Origin of the sequence: Brevibacillus fortis, assembly GCF_003013395.1 — a bacterium.
In the GTDB taxonomy this organism is placed as follows: Bacteria; Bacillota; Bacilli; order Brevibacillales; family Brevibacillaceae; genus Brevibacillus; species Brevibacillus fortis.
The window spans coordinates 1-17,021 of the sequence record NZ_PXZM01000012.1; the positions used below are offsets into that span (position 1 = coordinate 1).

A 17,021-nucleotide genomic window follows, 5' to 3' on the forward strand; every position below is an offset into this window, starting at 1 on the left:
GGTCTCCTTCCAGACATGTGACAGGGCTTTCGTACAGCTTGTGTGTAGTAGATGCTTTTACAACGTTTTGTTAGTCATACAAGGGAGTTTCAAGAAGCGTTTTTCGCATCATAGACTTTGCTTTCAAAAAAACAAAAGCCGCGTAGAAGAAGCGCATTTCCAGTCCAAGCGCCTCTGGAGCCCGACCCAGCGTAGGAAAAAATGGCGGGGAATTTCAGCTTCACTTATGGAATCCTTCTTCGAAACATCTACGTTTGAAGCGCTCCCGCCATTTTTTCCGAAGCGGACAGTCTTCACCCTCAGCAGGGCGGAGGCTGAAGCGTAGACTGGAAATGCGCTTCTTCCCTCACGACAGCAACTAAAAAAGACGAAAGCCACGATGGCCTCCGTCTTCTATTATTCCTTTTTATCTGCTTTCTACTTCTACGGAAACGACATGATCTACCGCTTTCAGGAGACTGTATATATCCGTCGTATACGTATTTTCCGACGCTGTAATCATCATTTCCAGCCTTTGCATCTTATTGTCCAAGTCTTTGACTTTGACCCGCTTCACTTGCAGATCGAGGTGCTTAATTTGCTTGAACACCAAATCCAAGTCGCCCCCGCCTTCTACCACAATCTTGATCGACAAATCTCTTTGTCTGAGCGATTCCGGACCAATCAAGCGAAGAATAATCGGGAACAAATTAATCGCTAAAATAATGAGGATCGTCGCGGTCACTGCCTCAAAATAAAATCCTGCTCCTACCGCAATCCCTAGTCCAGAAGCTGCCCAGACCATCGATGCTGTGGTCAAACCCGAAATGACATCATTACTCCGGCGTAAAATCACACCGGCCCCAAGGAAACCGACACCGCTCACAATTTGAGCAGCCAAACGAAGTGGGTCCATATTGGTGTGTCCGGGCATGGAGAATCGATGCACGGATTCGATGGAGACTATCGTAATGAGACAGCTCGCTACCGATATGACCATACTGGTTTTGACACCAAGCGGTTTGTGCTTGAGCTGTCGATCCATTCCAATCAGTAAACCCAGAAATAGTGCAACTCCTAGTTTTAGCAAAAAATCATACGTCATGAATACTGAGAGCGACATGAGCTTCTCCCCCCATCTGCTTTGATGTCAGGTTATCTTCCATCATCTATGATAAGAAGTATATCTGGTATTTCACCTAGTGTAAACGGGGCTTTCATTCTTCATGCAAAAAGCGGAAAACCGCCTCAACAGGGATTTTCCGCTTCTCTTGTTTCCTTATGAATGACTGCGAATCATGCGTTTCTGTAACGACAGCAGACGCCCAAAAAGGAAAATGGCACCAGCAGCCAATCCCGTAATCAGACCAATCCAGTATCCGAATGCTGCAAGCGAAGTGAATTTCGCCAGAATGTATCCCAAAGGCAAGCCAATCACCCAATAGGATATCAGCGCAACGATAAAGGTAACGGTCACATCCTTGTACCCGCGCAGTACACCTTGGATAGGAGCCGCGACGGCATCAGAGATCAGGAAGAGGATCGAGTACATCAAGAAATGCTGGGCAAGCTCCAACACCTCTATGTCGGTTGTGTAAAAACCAGCCACCTGCTTACTGAACATCAGCAAGCTGATTCCAAATAAAAGGGCAATACCAAGAGCGATACCTATTCCCAAATAACTGTACTGCTTCGCGTCCCGGAACCTTTTGGCGCCAACCTCGAAGCCGATGACAATCGTCAACGCCATGGATATGCTGAGTGGCACCATGTACAGGAATGATGCGAAGTTCATCGCCGCCTGATGGGCAGCAATCGTAATTGTGCTGTATTCACTCATAAACAAAGTGACGGCCGCAAAAATGCTAACCTCGCAAAAGATCGAAAATCCGATGGGAAGCCCCAGCTTCAAAAGCTCTTTCCACGCCTTCATCGAGATCCGGTGAAATTGGGAGAACAAACCGAATTCCACAAAGGGATGGACACGATTCACGACAAACAAAGTAATCAACAAAATACACCAGTACGTAATGCCAGATGCAAGCCCGGCGCCGATTCCACCCAGCCTGGGCAAGCCGAAGTTACCAAAGATAAGAGCGTAGTTCAACAATACGTTAATCGGCAACGATAACAGGGTAATGAACATCGTTACCCGTGTCTCTCCCAATGCGTCGATAAAGCAACGGAGTACCGTATAAATAAACATCGGAATAATTCCAAGAGCGATTGCATGCAGGAAGCCGCGAGCAATCGTGCGCACCTCAGGCTCCAATTGCATCCAGTTCAAGATCGGATCAAGTAGCAAACCACCGACGATGATGACACCGACCGCAATCCCCACACTCAAATACAAGGCTTGCATAACCGTGTAAGGCACCTGATTTTGTTTCCCTGCCCCCACCATCTGTGCAACCATCGGCATGACAGCCATTAGAATCCCCGTCAAACCTGCTTGAACAGGTGTCCACAGACTAGCCCCAATCGCTACACCCGCCAAATCCGTCGGACTGGCATGTCCAGACATGATGGTATCGGCGAACGTCATCGAAAACAGCGCCAGTTGTGATATCAAGATCGGAAGCAAAACAGCCAAAAACTGCCGCCATTTTTCTTTTAACGAATAGGTTTCATTCATTTTTCATTTCCTTCTAACCTTATAAAATGGACTTATCGTTCAAATTATAAGTATATCAAAACAAGTAGGAATCAGCAAAATACTGGCTGCACTTAGATTAAAAAAACCCAGGCAGATCACCCGGGCTTTGCACCATTATTTAACCTGCTTCCATACATCGGCTTTCCCTGGCTCTTCGCCTTTGGTCCACCATTTTGCCTCATAAACCTTGTCTTCGTAGTTCACTTTCGCTCCGCCATCATACGCTTTGCCGGAATCCCACGACAGGACGACATCGCTCACCAGCTTCCACGCATCGGAACGGTCTGGCTGTTCGCCAGTCACCCACCATTTTGCTACGAATTCCAGTCCGTTATACAAGACGCGGTCGCCCTCTACATACACGGCAGAGGAATCCCACTCGGCGATTTCACCTGGCACTTCAGGTTTTTTCTCCTTCGTGCTTGCAGCAAAAGGTGCGCTCTCTTCGGAAATATTACCTGCCGCATCAACTGCCTTGATCGTATACGTATAAGCTGTTCCTGCCTTTAATCCTTTATCGACAAAGGAAGGCTGCTTAACTGTTCCTACGTGGGAGCCATCACGATACACCTCGTATTTCACCACGCCAACATTGTCACGGGAAGGACTCCACATGAGGTCGATTTCTGTCTCTGTTGGATGGTGAGTCATGATTCCTGCTGGTGTAGTCGGTGCTTCTGTATCCACGATATCTTCTGCTTTTGTGCGAACAGTTAGTGCTTTGCTAGCGTTAGACTCTTTCCCTTTGCCATCGACTGCCACTACGGTGTAGCTGTAAGCCGTAGCAGGCGTCAAACCTTTGTCCGTGTAAGCTGTTTCTTTGGTAGATGCAATAATTTTGCCATTGCGATACACATCGTATTGCTTGATTCCCTCAGTTGCGACGGATTTTGTCCAACTAAGCTCAATACTTGTAGCTGTTTGCGATACGGAAGTCACATTACCTGGAACGGTAGGTTGTTGTACAACTCCTGAACCACCGTTAATCAGATTCACATCAATCGCCTGGTAAAAGGCCATGCCCGTATCGGCAATTTCCCAAACACCCAAAATAATGTGGTAACCGCTGCGATCTGTCGGTACATTGCACGAATGCGTTACCGTGAATGGCGGTCTTTTCCCTCCGTCCTGAAACGAGCAGAACAGTTCCAGATCCGCTCTGGTAAGCGGTTTGTTAGGATTCCAATCTTTTTTCGTGATGTAATATTTCCATTCCGCTGTGCTATGCGGGGCTGTCAGATTCCAAGTAAACGCATTTTGTCCACCTTGCAAGGTAACCTTGGTCCAGCGATCTGCTGTTTGTGTGTAAAGCTCAGGATAGCGGCCTGCACCGGTAAATTCACCATCGGCAGGACCAGATTGCGGGAACGATCCGATGCCCTCCACGCTTTGCGGCTCGTACTGGATTTGACCGCAGCCTTTGTTTTGCCCCGTCTTACACAAGTAAGAGCGACTCGCTGGCGATTCGATGTACCCGTGAGCCGAGGCTTTCTCAGCGAACACGAGAGTAGCTGCGCCCGCCACCAGCATCATTGCCAGCATGAACAAAAGCGACAGCCCATTACTAAACAGTTTGTTTCTCAACCCTACGTTATCCATTTATTTATCTCCTCTTTTCTGGATTAGGATCGAATACCATGTTACAGAAAATTTTTCCAGTATCCCAGATTCTGAATACCTAAACCAAAGCCTACCAAATACCCGAATTCCAGTCAGAAAATAGGGAGATGATTCAGGAATGTATACCTATGCATGAAAATTTATATACTTCATTAGGGACTTTTTGATCAAAAAAAGTTGCCTGCTGAAAACAACCTACTCAGCAAGCAACTTTTATTACATCAAAAGCAACGGAACGATTTTCCCGTCATTTACATCGATCAACCCCAGATCCGTCAGCTTCAAGGCTGGACTGACCGGTAAGGAATGCGTACTGATCGACATGATCGGGTTGTAGTGATCGTAACCGAGCGACTCCATGGCACGGCGAAGGTGCTCGACTTCCTTTGCGGTTTTTTCCAATGGTTCCTCTGTCAAAATGCCTCCGACTGGCAAATGAAGGCTCGCGATCACTTCGCCATCCTCGACCACGTAAAAGCCGCCCTGATTGCGGATGACTTCATTGGCTGCGACCATCATATCGTGCGGATTGTGCCCGACAACCAAGAGATTGTGGTTGTCATGCGAATAGCTGGTGGCTACCGCACCTCGTTTGATCGTATCTCCGCTGATCAAGCCATAGCCGCGGTTGCCGTTTTTGCCATAGCGTTCAAAGACGGCGATCAAGCCGTACGGGCTTTCCTCCCACAAGAGTTGTCCTTCCCGCACCTCAGCGATCCCACGGTGATCCTCTGTAAAAGTAGAACCGTTTTGAACAAGCATGACCCGACATGGATAACGATTGTCCGGCACTTCTACTTTTGCGTGAAAATCTTGCTCTGTAAGTGGCGATAGCTTGATGCTCTCATAAAAATGCGCAGGGAACTGCTTTTCTTTGACCACTTGTCGGTACTCTTCTTTGACGTCATAAGCTTTCTTCCCATTTTTATAGACGCGTTCGATCTTTAGTTCATGCAGATCGGACAGCAACAGGAAGTCCGCTATTTTGCCTGGAGCAATCGCCCCTCGATCCGTCATGTTCATACGTCTGGCTGGGGTAAATGTGCTCGCGTAGATCGCGCGCTCCGGCTGCATCCCCATTTGAATAGCTTTTTTCACGATATGGTTCAAATGTCCGCGATTGACCAAGGAATCCGTCATCACATCATCCGTCACGAAGCAAAAATGCTCAGAAACATCTTCCTTGATCAAATAATCCATGACTTCATCCGTCATCGATTTTTCTTGAATCTCGAGAAACATGCCGGCTGCGATTCGCGCTTCCATGCCTTCTCGCGTCTGGTGCGTATGATCGGAGTCCACCCCCGCATAAATGACGCGATGCAGGTCCAAATCAAGCAATTTTGGGACATGCCCCTCAATGACGAGCTTCGGATACGTCTTGCGAATATGCTCCAGGATGCGGTTCGTCTTGCAGTCAGGGTCCTTGATGATGTCTACGTAATTCATGATTTCGCCGAGGCAAATGATCTCTTCGGTACGCAAGAGCTCATCCATGTCTGCAATCTCGACAGACCCACCTGTTGTTTCCATCGAGGTAGCTGGTACGGAGCTCGGGATCGCGTACAGCATATCAGCGACACAATCACGGCTAGCACGAATCATCTCTTTGATCCCTTCGATTCCGAACACATTGGCCATCTCATGCGGCTCCGGTACGATCGTCGTCACTCCGTTTTGAATCAAGCCGTAGGAAAACGTCTCCGGCGTCACCATCGTGCTCTCAATATGCAGGTGAATATCGACCAGACCAGGAATCATGTAGCGGCCTTGTCCGTCCACGATCTCAGTAGCTTTAAACGTTTCCGTACTCCGCTCACCGATATAGAAAAATCGTTCATCTAAAACAGCGACATTTCCTCTGATGAACTTTTTAAAATAGCTGTTAAACACTTGGACGTCTTGAATCAACAAATCGACCTTCACGAAAATAACCTCCTGTCTTTAGTCCACGAGTACCACTTTGTCTTTCGGAAACAGCAGATTCACGTTCATGCCAGTCTTGTACGGCGTCTCCATCTCCTGATTGACCGTGAAGTCGCCCAACTCTGTTTCCACGACATATTGATAGCTGCGTCCCAAAAACGTGCTTACTTTTACCGTTCCGCGCAAACGGTTCATTCCCGGTTCAGCACTCTCTTCTGTCGTCACGAGGAGGTCATCTGGTCGCATTGCACATTTTTTGCCGGACGAACTCGCTGTGCCCGGATTTTTGGAAGCGGTAAACTGATGGTCGCCGACGCGCAGACCGATTTCTCCGTTCTGTTCGGTGCGCTCTGCGAAGTCGATGAAGTTGGTAAAACCGATAAAGCGGGCGATAAACTCCGTCTTCGGATATTTAAAAATCGTGGCTGGATCGTCGAGTTGCTCGATCACACCCTTGTTCATGATCGCCACCTGATCCGAGATGGAGAAGCACTCCTCCTGGTCATGCGATACGTACACAGTCGTAATTCCCAGCTCTTGTTGAATGCGACGGATTTCTACGCGCATGTTGATCCGCAGATTGGCATCGAGGTTACTGAGCGGCTCATCGAACAGGAGCAGGTCAGGCTGAATCACCAGTGCCCGGGCAATCGCCACGCGCTGTCTTTGACCACCGGACAGCTCCTTCGGGAAACGCTTTTCATAGCCGCCGAGACTCACGACTTCGAGAATATGCTGCACCCGGGTCTTTACCTCTGTTTCATTGATCTTGCGCAGGCGCAAACCGAATGCCACATTATCGAATACAGACAGGTGCGGAAACAGCGCATAGCTCTGGAACACAAACCCGAAGTTGCGTTTGTTGACCGGAACCCGCGTATAATCTTTTCCTTCAAACATGAACCGACCATCTTTTGCTTCAAGAAAACCTGCAATCAGGCGCAGCGTCGTCGTCTTTCCGCAACCGCTCGGACCGAGCAAAGAGATGAGCTGTCCCTTTTCGATATTGAGATTGAAGTTTTGCAAAATATATTGATTGTCATAGGCAACCGATACGTTTTCCAGCGTGAGCAATGCCATGAGTTGATGCCTCCGTTATCGTTTTGTAAAGTAGGAAAGCCCCATCAGACGTTCAATGATGAACATGAGAATAGCCGTAAGAATCATGAGCAGCACGGAAATAGCGGCGATCGTCGGATCGAAGTTGTTTTCTACGTACGTCAGCATCTGGATCGGCAGCGTGCTTACCCCTGGTCCTGTCATGAAAACAGAGATATCTACGTTGTTGAACGACTCCAGAAAAGCGATCAGGATCGCAGCAATAATCCCGGAGCGAATATTCGGCAAGACAACTTTGAAAAAGGTTTCGAGACGACCTGCCCCAAGGCTTAGCGCCGCTTCTTCAATGGCGAAGTCAAAGTTGGACAAGGAAGATGCAATGACGCGAATGATAAACGGAAGCATCAGCACCGTATGACCGACGAGAAGTCCCGCATAGATCGGCAAATTGTACACGACGATGACGTATTTCAGCATCGCAAAGCCCATAACAATCCCCGGAATCAGGACAGGTGAGATGAAAATCCCATTCAAGATGCCCTTGCCGCGAAAATCAAAGCGACTGAGCGCATAGGCTGCCGGAATCCCCAACAAGAGCGCCAAGAGATTTCCCAGCAAGGAAACGAACATCGAGGTCTTGAACGTAGTCATGAACATTTCTACCTTGAAGATGTTTTCGTACCACCGCCAGGAAAAGCCCTCCGGTGGAAACTTCAAGACGCTCCCCGGCTCAAACGACGTAAAAGAAATGATAATGAGCGGCCCTAGCAAAAACAGAAAGACGAGAGAGGTAAACAGGGCCAACCCGCGATTTTTCTCCTGCATAGCTTCTACCCCTTCGGATTTAATTTCGTCGCCAGCTTGTTCATGAAGTAGATGACGACAAATGTAATGACAATCATGATCGTGGCAATGACGGATGCCAAATGCCAGTCATTGAGCGTAATCGCATTTTGATAAAGGAACGTAGAGATGACTCGCTGTTTTCCACCTAGCAGGGCAGGCGTGGTGTAGGCGGTCAAGCTGCCGACAAACACCAGAATGCTACCAATGATGAGTCCCGGTACACTCAGCGGCACGATGACCTTCCAGAAGGCAGTCAATTTCGAAGCACCCAGGCTTTCCGCCGCCTTCAGCAAATCCGGGTCGATGTTTTCCATCACCCCTACCAGCGTAATAATGATCAGCGGCAGGAACAGATGAATCAGACCAATCATCATCGCAGTCGGCGTATACAATATTTCCAACGGCTTATCGATGAGCCCGATTGCAAGCAGCGAGCTGTTCAACAAACCCTTTTTTCCGAGAATAATCATCCAAGAGAACGACCGCACGACAGAGCTAGTCAGCAAAGGAAAAATCGCCAACGCCAGCAAGATACCCTTTTTGCGAGGCCCCAGCTTGGAAATGTAGTACGCGGCAGGAAAACCAATCAGAACACACGCAATCGTCGTGACCAGACTGACCTGCAGCGTTGTCAGCATAATTTTCAAGAAGTACGCGTCTGTAAGAAATTGGAGATAGCCTTGGATCGTAAAGCTACCATCTTGATAAAAGGTGGATGCAATCGTCATCACGATCGGAATGACCATGAACAGCGTCAAAAACAGCACACCTGGCAACAGCAATAAATAAAGACCCGTTTTTCTCATCTGATTAACTCCTGTTCACGGTATCGTCAGGCTTTCAATGCGCCGATAAAACGCGCAAAGAACGCATCTGCATCTACGTCCAGACAGACGTTTATGTTCGGTTCTTTTTTCAGGCGGTTTTGAAAGTCGCAAACCGTTTGCCCATCACACAGCTCACTTCTCGTTTCGATATCCACATATAGCTTCTGCGTCTTCACCAGCTTCGGGTCGAGTGCGACGGCGACAGCTAACGGATCGTGCATAGCGCACGCATAGACACCATTTCTCTCAAAATAACGATGGAGGTAATCAGACGTACTCTGTCTCACGTACTCGCCCATCGGTGTATCCCCTAACTCGCGAATGTGCTCCTCGTTCAACAGCACTCTTCTCGTCACATCCAGTCCAACCAGCGTCAATTGCGGGAAACCGGCATGAAATACGACCTTGGCTGCCTCTGGATCGACGTACATGTTATACTCCGCAACCGGCGTCACATTGCCGTGCTCGCGAACCACTCCACCCATGAAAATGACTTCCTTGACGTGTTGGACAAGCTCCGGACATTTTTTCACCGCCAGCGCCAGATTGGTCAGCGGCCCTGTCATGATAAGTGTAATCTCGCCGGAATGCGCGAGCACATTTTCCACGATGAAATCAGGGGCAAAGCCAGCAGTCGGCTCCTTGTCAACCGGAACTCCAGCAAGAGCGCCACCCAAACCATCTTCACCATGTACAGCATGCTCGAAAAACAACGGCCGCAGCAGCGGTTCAGACGCTCCGCAGACGACAGGGATTTGCTCCCCGACTTGTAAGAAATCGAGAATTTTGCACGTGTTTTCTGTGGCTTTTCGCAGTGATACGTTGCCATTCACCGTAGTAATGCCAACCAGATCGAATTGCCCGCTCTTCACAGCGAGAATAATGCCAAGCGCATCATCAATGCCTGTATCCACGTCAAGAATGATCTTTTGCACGAGTGGTCCTCCTCACGTTCATTCCTCATGAAAACAAGGGTATATCCGTAAATGACTATACCCTCGCCTTTGTTTTTCTATCGTTCGTTATTGCGTGATTTCACGATTCCAACGGTCAATCCATGCTTTGGAGTGCTCGTTTACGAATTTCATGTCCAGCATTTGCAATTTGTTTACGGTTTCTTCGCCGTACGTTACACCTTTTGCTTCTTCTTCCGTCAGTTGAACCGTTTTGTTTACAGGGGAATCGATTTTCGCTTTTGCTGTTTTTTCCTGAACTTCCTTGCTCAGCTGATAGTTGATGAAGTCTTCTGCCAGCGCTTTGTTTTTCGAGCCTTTTACGATGTTAACTGTATTCATGACAGCGTATCCGCCACTTGCAGGTTGTACGAAAACAGCTTCTGGAACAGCAGCCTTGATGTCTTTGAAGTACATTTCCATGATTGGGCCTACGCCGATCTCTTCTTGTCCAAACATGTTGACGTATTCGGAGGTCTTATCGTAGAACTTCACAATCCCCTTATTTACTTCCTTCATTTTCGCGAAAGCTTGGTCCTCATTGAATTCTTTGCTGCCTGCTACTTTGGAAGCACTGTCGAGGACCATCGGACCTGTTGTAGACGTAATGCTTGGCAATGTCAATTTGCCCGCCAGCTCTGGGTTCCACAGGTCTTTCCAATCCTTGATCTCGGATTGAACGAGCTTTGGATTGTAGGCGATTCCGAATTGCCCAATCGTATAAGCTGGGCCGTACTCCTCGCCCAGTGGAGCTTTGGCGATATCGTAGATTTGATCCAGATTCGGGATGCGGCTGCGATCGATTTTTTCAAATGCCCCACTCTCAATCCCTTGCTGTGCATAGTAGTCAGAGAGATAGATCAAGTCTACATCGGAGCTGCCTTGACGAATTTTGTTCAAGCGCTCAGCGTTGTTCCCGATTTCCAAAACGATTTTTACGTTGTGTTCTTTTTCAAATGGCTCATATACTTCTTTACGGAAAAAGTCTTCGGAGAAGCCCCATGTGGAGATGACCAGCTTTTGTGGCTCGCCCTTGGCTTCGCCGCCAGCTCCTCCCGCTTGTGGTTGAGCATTGCTGCCACAGCCAGCGAGAGCAAGTGACATCACAGAAAAAGACAGGATTCCAGCAAGTAATTTTTTCATCGTAATTCTCCTCCAGTTGGGTTCATTTGATGACAAAATATGGTGGTAACAATAAAAAGAAAAGTACCCTTGATTAGAACGTTTCATTCTAAACAAGAGCACTTTTCTTCGTAAACAAAGAGAAGTGACACCCGTTTTACGCGTTGTCTACGGTCTCCCCTTAAGATAGATCAAAAGAGAAAATCCGAACGATTGCGTCAGGTATTCAGTTCTGATTCAGCTAAAATAACATTCGTGATCGCCCACTGCGTAGGCGCATCATAGTCCCGCAGCACAGCTTCCAGCGGCAAGCCCATCTCTTCTTCCAGTCGCTCTTTCAGTCTTTTCTTATAGAGAAGAGACATGCGAAAATCGACTTCGAGCTTGAGGGCTGGCGCTTCTCCTTCCAACGCTTGTGAGCGCGGAGAGCGGCGATGCTTGGCTTGGAACGTAATCATCTGATTTTCAATCGTGACTCGGAGCAAAGTCGTTCCAAATCCGAACAACTCTTTGGCTATCTCATTATAGATGGCAGACAGCTTTTTTCTGGTTTCATTGGAGTCCACTAGAGTCATGTCATCACCTGCGATAGCTGGTATCGGGTTCATTCGCTCTCATTATACATATGATTTTTTCATTCTTCAATATAATATTCGTATTTTGATCAATTTCACATTTTTCCAGCAAGTCATTCGTTTGCAAAAACATTTGACACCCGCAAAATCAGTAGTTATAATCCAACTATCCAAATACGAATTAGTAACAATTGTTTGGACTTTCAATTTCATAGCACATTCTCTTATGAAGAGAGGTTGAGGGACTGGCCCTATGACACCTCGGCAACCTATCACACTTGATACGGTGCCAAATCCAGCGGATTTATTCCGACAGATAAGAGAGGTATTGTTGCAGTGTGGTTTACATACTCGCAGTTCCAGCCTCTTTCAGTCGGAAGAGGCTTTTTTCTATTCCATCTTACATCCAGAGAAAAGGGGTATTTTCATGAAAAAGACTGGTCTACTGCTCACTACACTACTGCTCGCTGCATCGCTCGTAACGGCTTGCGGCGGTAAACAAGAAACCGCTCCCGCTAACGGTGGCGCTGCTGCTGAACAAACCTCGCTCAAAGTGGGCGTCACTGGCGGCCCGCACGAAGAGATTCTGAATAAAGTCAAAGAAGTTGCAAAAGGGAAAGGTCTCGAAGTCGAAGTCGTCGTTTTCAATGATTATGTACAGCCGAACCAAGCGCTCGACAAAGGCAATCTCGATGTGAACAGCTTCCAAACCATCCCGTTCTTGGCGAAGTTCAATCAAGACCATAAAACGAAAATCATCGAGGTTGGCAAAACCGTCACGTATCCGATGGGCCTTTACTCCACCAAGCATAAAAAAGTGGAAGACATTCCAGCAGGCGGCGTTGTCGGCATTCAAAACGACCCTACTAACCGAGCGCGTGCCCTGTTGCTCTATCAGGCAGCTGGCTTGATTAAGCTCAAGGATGGCGTGGGCGACAATGCAACACCACTGGACATCGTAGAAAATCCAAAAAATTTGCAATTCAAAGAGCTGGAGGCTGCTTTCCTAGCACGCTCGCTGAGAAACGTAGAGGTCGCTTCGATTAATACGAACTTCGCCATGGAAGCTGGCTACACCCCGAAAAAAGATGCGATCTTCGCTGAGACAGCCGACTCTCCATACGTAAACATCTTGGCAGTCAATGAAGCCAACAAAGACAACCCAGCTGTCAAAAAGCTGGTGGACATCTACCGTTCGGAAGAAGTGAAGAAATTCATCGACGAACGTTTTGAAGGAGCTGTACTGCCGTCCTGGTAAGATCGACGCCGGGAACATCAAGAACAACAAGGAGAACTCGTTATGATACAGCTAACCGATATTCATAAGTCGTATAAAGTAGGAAACAAGCAGGTAAAGGCATTGAAGGGCGTGTCCCTGCAGGTGGAAAAAGGGCAAATCTACGGGGTTATCGGCTTTAGCGGAGCGGGGAAAAGTACCCTGCTCCGTACCATCAACCTGTTGGAGAAGCCGACCAGCGGTTCTGTGATCGTCAATGGCCAGAACATGCTGACCCTCAAGGAAAAAGAACTGCGGCAAGCCCGCAAAAAGATCGGGATTATTTTTCAACACTTCAACCTGCTCTCTTCCTATAATGTCTTTGACAATGTGGCGGAAATCTTGCGGATGAATCGCGTCCCCAAAGATGTCATTAAGCGCAAGGTAGAAGACCTTCTCGGCTTGGTTGGCTTGTCTGATAAAGCAAACGCTTATCCTTCTCAGCTATCCGGGGGACAAAAGCAACGGGTGGGCATCGCTCGTGCGCTGGCGACCGATCCGGAGATCCTGCTCTGTGACGAAGCGACTTCCGCTCTCGACCCGCAGACGACCGAATCAATTCTGGAGCTGTTGCTCGACATCAATCGGAAGTTTAACCTGACCATCGTGCTGATTACACACGAAATGCAGGTCATTAAGAAAATTTGCGACCAGGTAGCCATCATGGAAAACGGTGTCGTCATTGAGCAAGGCTCTGTTTTGGATATTTTCAGCAATCCACAAGAGCAAACGACTCGTAATTTTATCAAAACGGTTTTTGACGATCAGGTACCGCAGGAGATTTTGTCCAAGATCAAGGAAAGCGGGCCCGTATCCAAAATTGTTCGCGTAGCCTTTCGCGGTGATGCTGCTCTCGATCCGGTTCTAGGGACGCTGTCTGCACGGTTTCCGATTAGCACCAATCTGTTGTACGGCTCGATTACGACCATTAAAGGAACGGCTCTCGGCATTTTGCTTTTGCACATATCCGGTGAAGAACAGGACATTCAGGACGGCATTCGCTTCTTGCGCGAATCCGTCTACCGCGTAGATATTGTGTCACCAGAGGAGGTGCGGAGCTAATGGAGCGTCTGATTGAAATGATTCCCGTATTCGGGCAATCGCTGCAAGAGACCGTCATCATGGTTGGGTTTTCATTATTCATTGCGACACTGATCGGGATTCCACTTGGGATTTTGCTCGTCATCACACAGGCGAATCACCTTTTCCCGAACAAATTCATCTATCACACGCTCAATACGATCATCAACATCGTGCGTTCATTGCCTTTTATTATCCTAATGGTCGCCATCATTCCTTTTACGGAGCTGATCGTGGGTACTTCGATCGGGATTGAAGGAGCGATTGTACCACTCATCGTCTATACGTCGCCTTACATCTCGCGCCTGATGGAAACAGCGTTGCATGACGTAGACCGTGGCGTGATCGAAGCGTATCAGGCAATGGGTGCGTCCCGGAGCCAGATTATTTTTCGCATCATGCTGCGTGAAGCACGGCCTGGCATCGTCCTCTGCCTGACGATTGCGACTATCGGCTTGATCGGTGCTACTGCTATGGCCGGCGCAGTCGGTGCGGGCGGTCTCGGAGATCTGGCTTTGCGCTACGGCTACCAGCAATGGGACATCGAAGTCATGATCATTACCGTCATTATTCTCGTCGTCTTGGTCCAGCTCATTCAGTCGTTGGGCAACTGGGCGGCTCGAAAACTGAAAAAGAGTGCGTAAATAGGAGAACCCCTGACCAGATTGTGATCTTCCCCCTGTCTTGGACACAAACCTTCATCTAGCCAGACTGAGCTCGGTATTGTACCGAGCTCAGATTGTTTGAACGGTCCTGAATGCGCTCGTAATTATAAAATAAATCACTAACGTTACATTAATGCAGTCAAAATACACAAAAAATCGCTCTACGTCGATGTGAACATAAAAAAATCCTTTACAAAAGAGATAGTTATATGGAAATGGAGACAAAACAGAAGAAGGTGAAACATGTCCTTCAGTTCATTAAGACAACGAATTCACAGGGATTTCCACTATGTTGATTAGGTGTCTATTGAAATTGTCCGCACAAGAGATTATTGAGAAGTACCGTAGTCGTTGGGAGAGCCAAGAAGCGGTTCATAATCATGTCTTTATTGCCCTGATCGCCTTTTGTTTACTCGTACTGGCTAAAATCTTCTCAACATGCTAAAAAAGCCTACTTCAAATATACCGATGGTTACGGGTGACGCTCTGAGATGACATCTATATCTGGTGGGGACTGGACTGTTAACGTCGCCGAATGCTTGCATTCAGAAAAATCAGTTTAAAACCCTTAAAATTTATAATGCAACGCTAGTGATATCCTCAAATTGAATTTTTAAAATAATCCCCTTATATACTCCTGACAAATTTGCAAGTTGTCTAATAGTAAGGTTAGCTTGTTCCTGATTTTTTTATGACATCACCGATGGTAGTAAGAATGAAGCATCCATATTTTCCCTCCGCTTTTTCATCCTCCAACAAAATCCTTATCAATCCGGATATTAGCATTTGTATCTTTTTTTAAAAACTAGCGGATTGCTGCCAGGATGTGAAAACCTTACAAGTTCAATTTTTCGAGGTTGAATTTTACTCCAAAGATTTCGTCAAATGGTAATTCGAGATACGTTTGACAAGCAAATTTCATGAATACTCTTCTCTTCTGCTCTCAAGCAATGTAACGATATCCTTTATCCTACTCTATTAACTTATGTCTCCTGGAAGATTAATTTGGTGGTTAATGCAGGGAAATTTTAAAAAGGTGGTATTTGGATATTTTAAAGTTGTTCGAAAACAAAATGTTGATTGTTTACTTATTTGGTAATATTATGTAATTGTGTCTGCACAATGATTATAACCCCCGAAACAACAAAAAAATTACATTTACTATTCTAAAAGGAGAATTAGTTGATGAATCTAACAATGAAAAAACAATTTTCTCTTGTGATGTCAGCTTTTTTAGTCTCTCTAGCATTCGCTAACCCTACGTTGGCTATTGAATCGAAGGTTACAAACAAAAGTAGCGAAAATATCAGCGATAATTTGCTAGAAAAATTGCATGATGCTGATTTCTCAGATGCACAAATAACATTACTCTCTGAAAGTACTTTAAAGCTATTAAGTAAAACAAAAAAGCTAAAAAAATTGGATAGTGAGTTAGTTGAACAAGGAGAATTGAGTGAAGATCCAGATACTGGTGAAATAGTTGAGTTCTTAGAGTTTAAAAAAGGCGAGGTAACAACTCGTTCAACAGGCTCACTTGACATGGACTTAGATGTTGAAGCATGGGAAGTAGATAGTGACATAACAGGTGAAAAAAAACTCCTGATTGTTGCATCATACAACTGGAACGATACACCAAACAATCGATGGACAGATGCTATCTCTTTAGGGTGGCCTGAAAGTACAGGATGGTATATACCTACAGATTCAGATGACGATGTTGACCAATTCTATGCCAATGATTATATACTTGAAAAAGCATATCCAAGGGACAAGGAAATTCGGTATTCTAAGACTAGAAGACCGGACGCAGCGGAACCTAACGCAGGTGTAGGACATGAAATTGACTTACCAGGGACTGTGACAGCTCTTGATTTTTATGGAGGGATGGAACAGTATGTATATTTTGACGAAAATGATTCAGGAAAAACTAACGTAAAAACAGTCTATGGTCACTCGCAAGCTAGTTTTACGCCGGCTTTTACTGTATTTCCAGCTGGACTTTCAGTCGAGCCCGGGAATACAATATCGACAGAGTACGCAATAACAACTATAAAGTGGTGAAAATTAAAAGAGGCTCTCCAACTTGGGGCCTCTTTTATAAAGGAGATACACAAAAATGGCACCGTATATTTCTATTGTAGTATTAACTTTATTGTTTGAAGCATTTGTGTTCGTATTTCTTCGCCCATATTTTGAATATATTAATCTATCACTTATTGTGACTCAATTTTGGATTCTCTTATACAAAAAAAAAGGCAAAAAGTAAGAATGTGTGAAGGCTCACAAAAGTGTTGACCACTTGCTAAACATATTAGTTTTACCCACCTCGCAGAATGAAAACAAATCATCAATTGCACACCTATTAGCAAAATTTTCGCTTAGCCAAGGAGCGTCAAGGGATTGCGTAGCAAGGGGTTACCCTTAATTCTTGATGAGT

At 46.5% G+C, this 17,021-nt stretch carries 14 protein-coding genes and 1 riboswitch; of the genes, 4 read left to right on the forward strand and 10 right to left on the reverse strand.

Annotated elements, in window-relative coordinates:
- Positions 1–406: 406 nt before the first annotated feature.
- From C7R93_RS08415 to C7R93_RS08460, 10 genes are all read right to left on the reverse strand, one after another.
- Positions 407–1,084, reverse strand: coding sequence for an MgtC/SapB family protein (locus C7R93_RS08415; RefSeq protein WP_146142416.1), 678 nt, complete (start codon positions 1,082–1,084; stop codon positions 407–409).
- A gap of 174 nt (positions 1,085–1,258) precedes the next feature.
- Positions 1,259–2,614: an MATE family efflux transporter gene (locus C7R93_RS08420; protein WP_106838404.1), complete on the reverse strand. Its 1,356-nt coding sequence runs from the start codon at positions 2,612–2,614 to the stop codon at positions 1,259–1,261.
- A gap of 135 nt (positions 2,615–2,749) precedes the next feature.
- Positions 2,750–4,234, reverse strand: a complete 1,485-nt coding sequence (locus tag C7R93_RS08425) for a lytic polysaccharide monooxygenase (protein WP_106838405.1) — start codon at positions 4,232–4,234, stop codon at positions 2,750–2,752.
- Between the two features lie 237 nt (positions 4,235–4,471).
- Positions 4,472–6,181, reverse strand: a complete 1,710-nt coding sequence (locus tag C7R93_RS08430; protein WP_106838406.1) for an adenine deaminase — start codon at positions 6,179–6,181, stop codon at positions 4,472–4,474.
- Between the two features lie 18 nt (positions 6,182–6,199).
- The gene (locus C7R93_RS08435) at positions 6,200–7,261 is read right to left on the reverse strand and encodes an ABC transporter ATP-binding protein (RefSeq protein ID WP_106838407.1); all 1,062 of its coding nucleotides are present in this window, start codon (positions 7,259–7,261) and stop codon (positions 6,200–6,202) included.
- 15 nt (positions 7,262–7,276) lie between these two features.
- Positions 7,277–8,065, reverse strand: a complete 789-nt coding sequence (locus C7R93_RS08440; protein WP_106838408.1) for an ABC transporter permease — start codon at positions 8,063–8,065, stop codon at positions 7,277–7,279.
- Between the two features lie 5 nt (positions 8,066–8,070).
- Positions 8,071–8,892, reverse strand: a complete 822-nt coding sequence (locus C7R93_RS08445; protein WP_007724617.1) for an ABC transporter permease — start codon at positions 8,890–8,892, stop codon at positions 8,071–8,073.
- A 26-nt stretch (positions 8,893–8,918) separates the two neighbouring features.
- Positions 8,919–9,848, reverse strand: coding sequence for a nucleoside hydrolase (locus C7R93_RS08450; RefSeq protein ID WP_106838409.1), 930 nt, complete (start codon positions 9,846–9,848; stop codon positions 8,919–8,921).
- Between the two features lie 87 nt (positions 9,849–9,935).
- Positions 9,936–11,009, reverse strand: a complete 1,074-nt coding sequence (locus C7R93_RS08455; protein WP_106838410.1) for an ABC transporter substrate-binding protein — start codon at positions 11,007–11,009, stop codon at positions 9,936–9,938.
- 197 nt (positions 11,010–11,206) lie between these two features.
- Entirely contained in the window at positions 11,207–11,563 is a 357-nt protein-coding gene (locus tag C7R93_RS08460) for a Na-translocating system protein MpsC family protein (protein WP_208637805.1), read from the reverse strand.
- A gap of 221 nt (positions 11,564–11,784) precedes the next feature.
- Positions 11,785–11,886, forward strand: a riboswitch (SAM riboswitch).
- 104 nt (positions 11,887–11,990) lie between these two features.
- Here C7R93_RS08460 and C7R93_RS08465 point away from each other — a divergent pair.
- The 4 genes from C7R93_RS08465 to C7R93_RS08480 all read left to right on the forward strand — a co-directional run bounded on the left by C7R93_RS08465 (position 11,991) and on the right by C7R93_RS08480 (position 16,645).
- Complete coding sequence (locus C7R93_RS08465) at positions 11,991–12,821, forward strand: MetQ/NlpA family ABC transporter substrate-binding protein (RefSeq protein ID WP_106838412.1); 831 nt, start codon at positions 11,991–11,993, stop codon at positions 12,819–12,821.
- Positions 12,822–12,863: 42 nt separating this feature from the next.
- On the forward strand, positions 12,864–13,901 hold the full coding sequence (locus C7R93_RS08470; protein ID WP_106838413.1) for a methionine ABC transporter ATP-binding protein: 1,038 nt from the start codon (positions 12,864–12,866) through the stop codon (positions 13,899–13,901).
- Positions 13,901–14,563, forward strand: a complete 663-nt coding sequence (locus C7R93_RS08475) for a methionine ABC transporter permease (protein WP_106838414.1) — start codon at positions 13,901–13,903, stop codon at positions 14,561–14,563. The genes C7R93_RS08470 and C7R93_RS08475 overlap by 1 nt, the downstream gene beginning before the upstream one ends.
- A 1,206-nt stretch (positions 14,564–15,769) precedes the next feature.
- Positions 15,770–16,645 (forward strand): hypothetical protein, encoded by an 876-nt coding sequence (locus tag C7R93_RS08480; RefSeq protein WP_106838415.1) that lies wholly within the window; start codon positions 15,770–15,772, stop codon positions 16,643–16,645.
- Positions 16,646–17,021 lie beyond the last annotated feature (376 nt).

Bases quoted from the DNA above. Each gene is read 5' to 3' on its own strand.
- C7R93_RS08465 (WP_106838412.1), top strand. From the start codon at position 11,991: ATGAAAAAGACTGGTCTACTGCTCACTACACTACTGCTCGCTGCATCG.
- C7R93_RS08425 (WP_106838405.1), bottom strand. From the start codon at position 4,234: ATGGATAACGTAGGGTTGAGAAACAAACTGTTTAGTAATGGGCTGTCG.
- C7R93_RS08475 (WP_106838414.1), top strand. From the start codon at position 13,901: ATGGAGCGTCTGATTGAAATGATTCCCGTATTCGGGCAATCGCTGCAA.
- C7R93_RS08415 (WP_146142416.1), bottom strand. From the start codon at position 1,084: ATGACGTATGATTTTTTGCTAAAACTAGGAGTTGCACTATTTCTGGGT.
- C7R93_RS08455 (WP_106838410.1), bottom strand. From the start codon at position 11,009: ATGAAAAAATTACTTGCTGGAATCCTGTCTTTTTCTGTGATGTCACTT.
- C7R93_RS08445 (WP_007724617.1), bottom strand. From the start codon at position 8,892: ATGAGAAAAACGGGTCTTTATTTATTGCTGTTGCCAGGTGTGCTGTTT.
- C7R93_RS08470 (WP_106838413.1), top strand. From the start codon at position 12,864: ATGATACAGCTAACCGATATTCATAAGTCGTATAAAGTAGGAAACAAG.
- C7R93_RS08440 (WP_106838408.1), bottom strand. From the start codon at position 8,065: ATGCAGGAGAAAAATCGCGGGTTGGCCCTGTTTACCTCTCTCGTCTTT.
- C7R93_RS08420 (WP_106838404.1), bottom strand. From the start codon at position 2,614: ATGAATGAAACCTATTCGTTAAAAGAAAAATGGCGGCAGTTTTTGGCT.
- C7R93_RS08460 (WP_208637805.1), bottom strand. From the start codon at position 11,563: ATGACTCTAGTGGACTCCAATGAAACCAGAAAAAAGCTGTCTGCCATC.
- C7R93_RS08480 (WP_106838415.1), top strand. From the start codon at position 15,770: ATGAATCTAACAATGAAAAAACAATTTTCTCTTGTGATGTCAGCTTTT.
- C7R93_RS08435 (WP_106838407.1), bottom strand. From the start codon at position 7,261: ATGGCATTGCTCACGCTGGAAAACGTATCGGTTGCCTATGACAATCAA.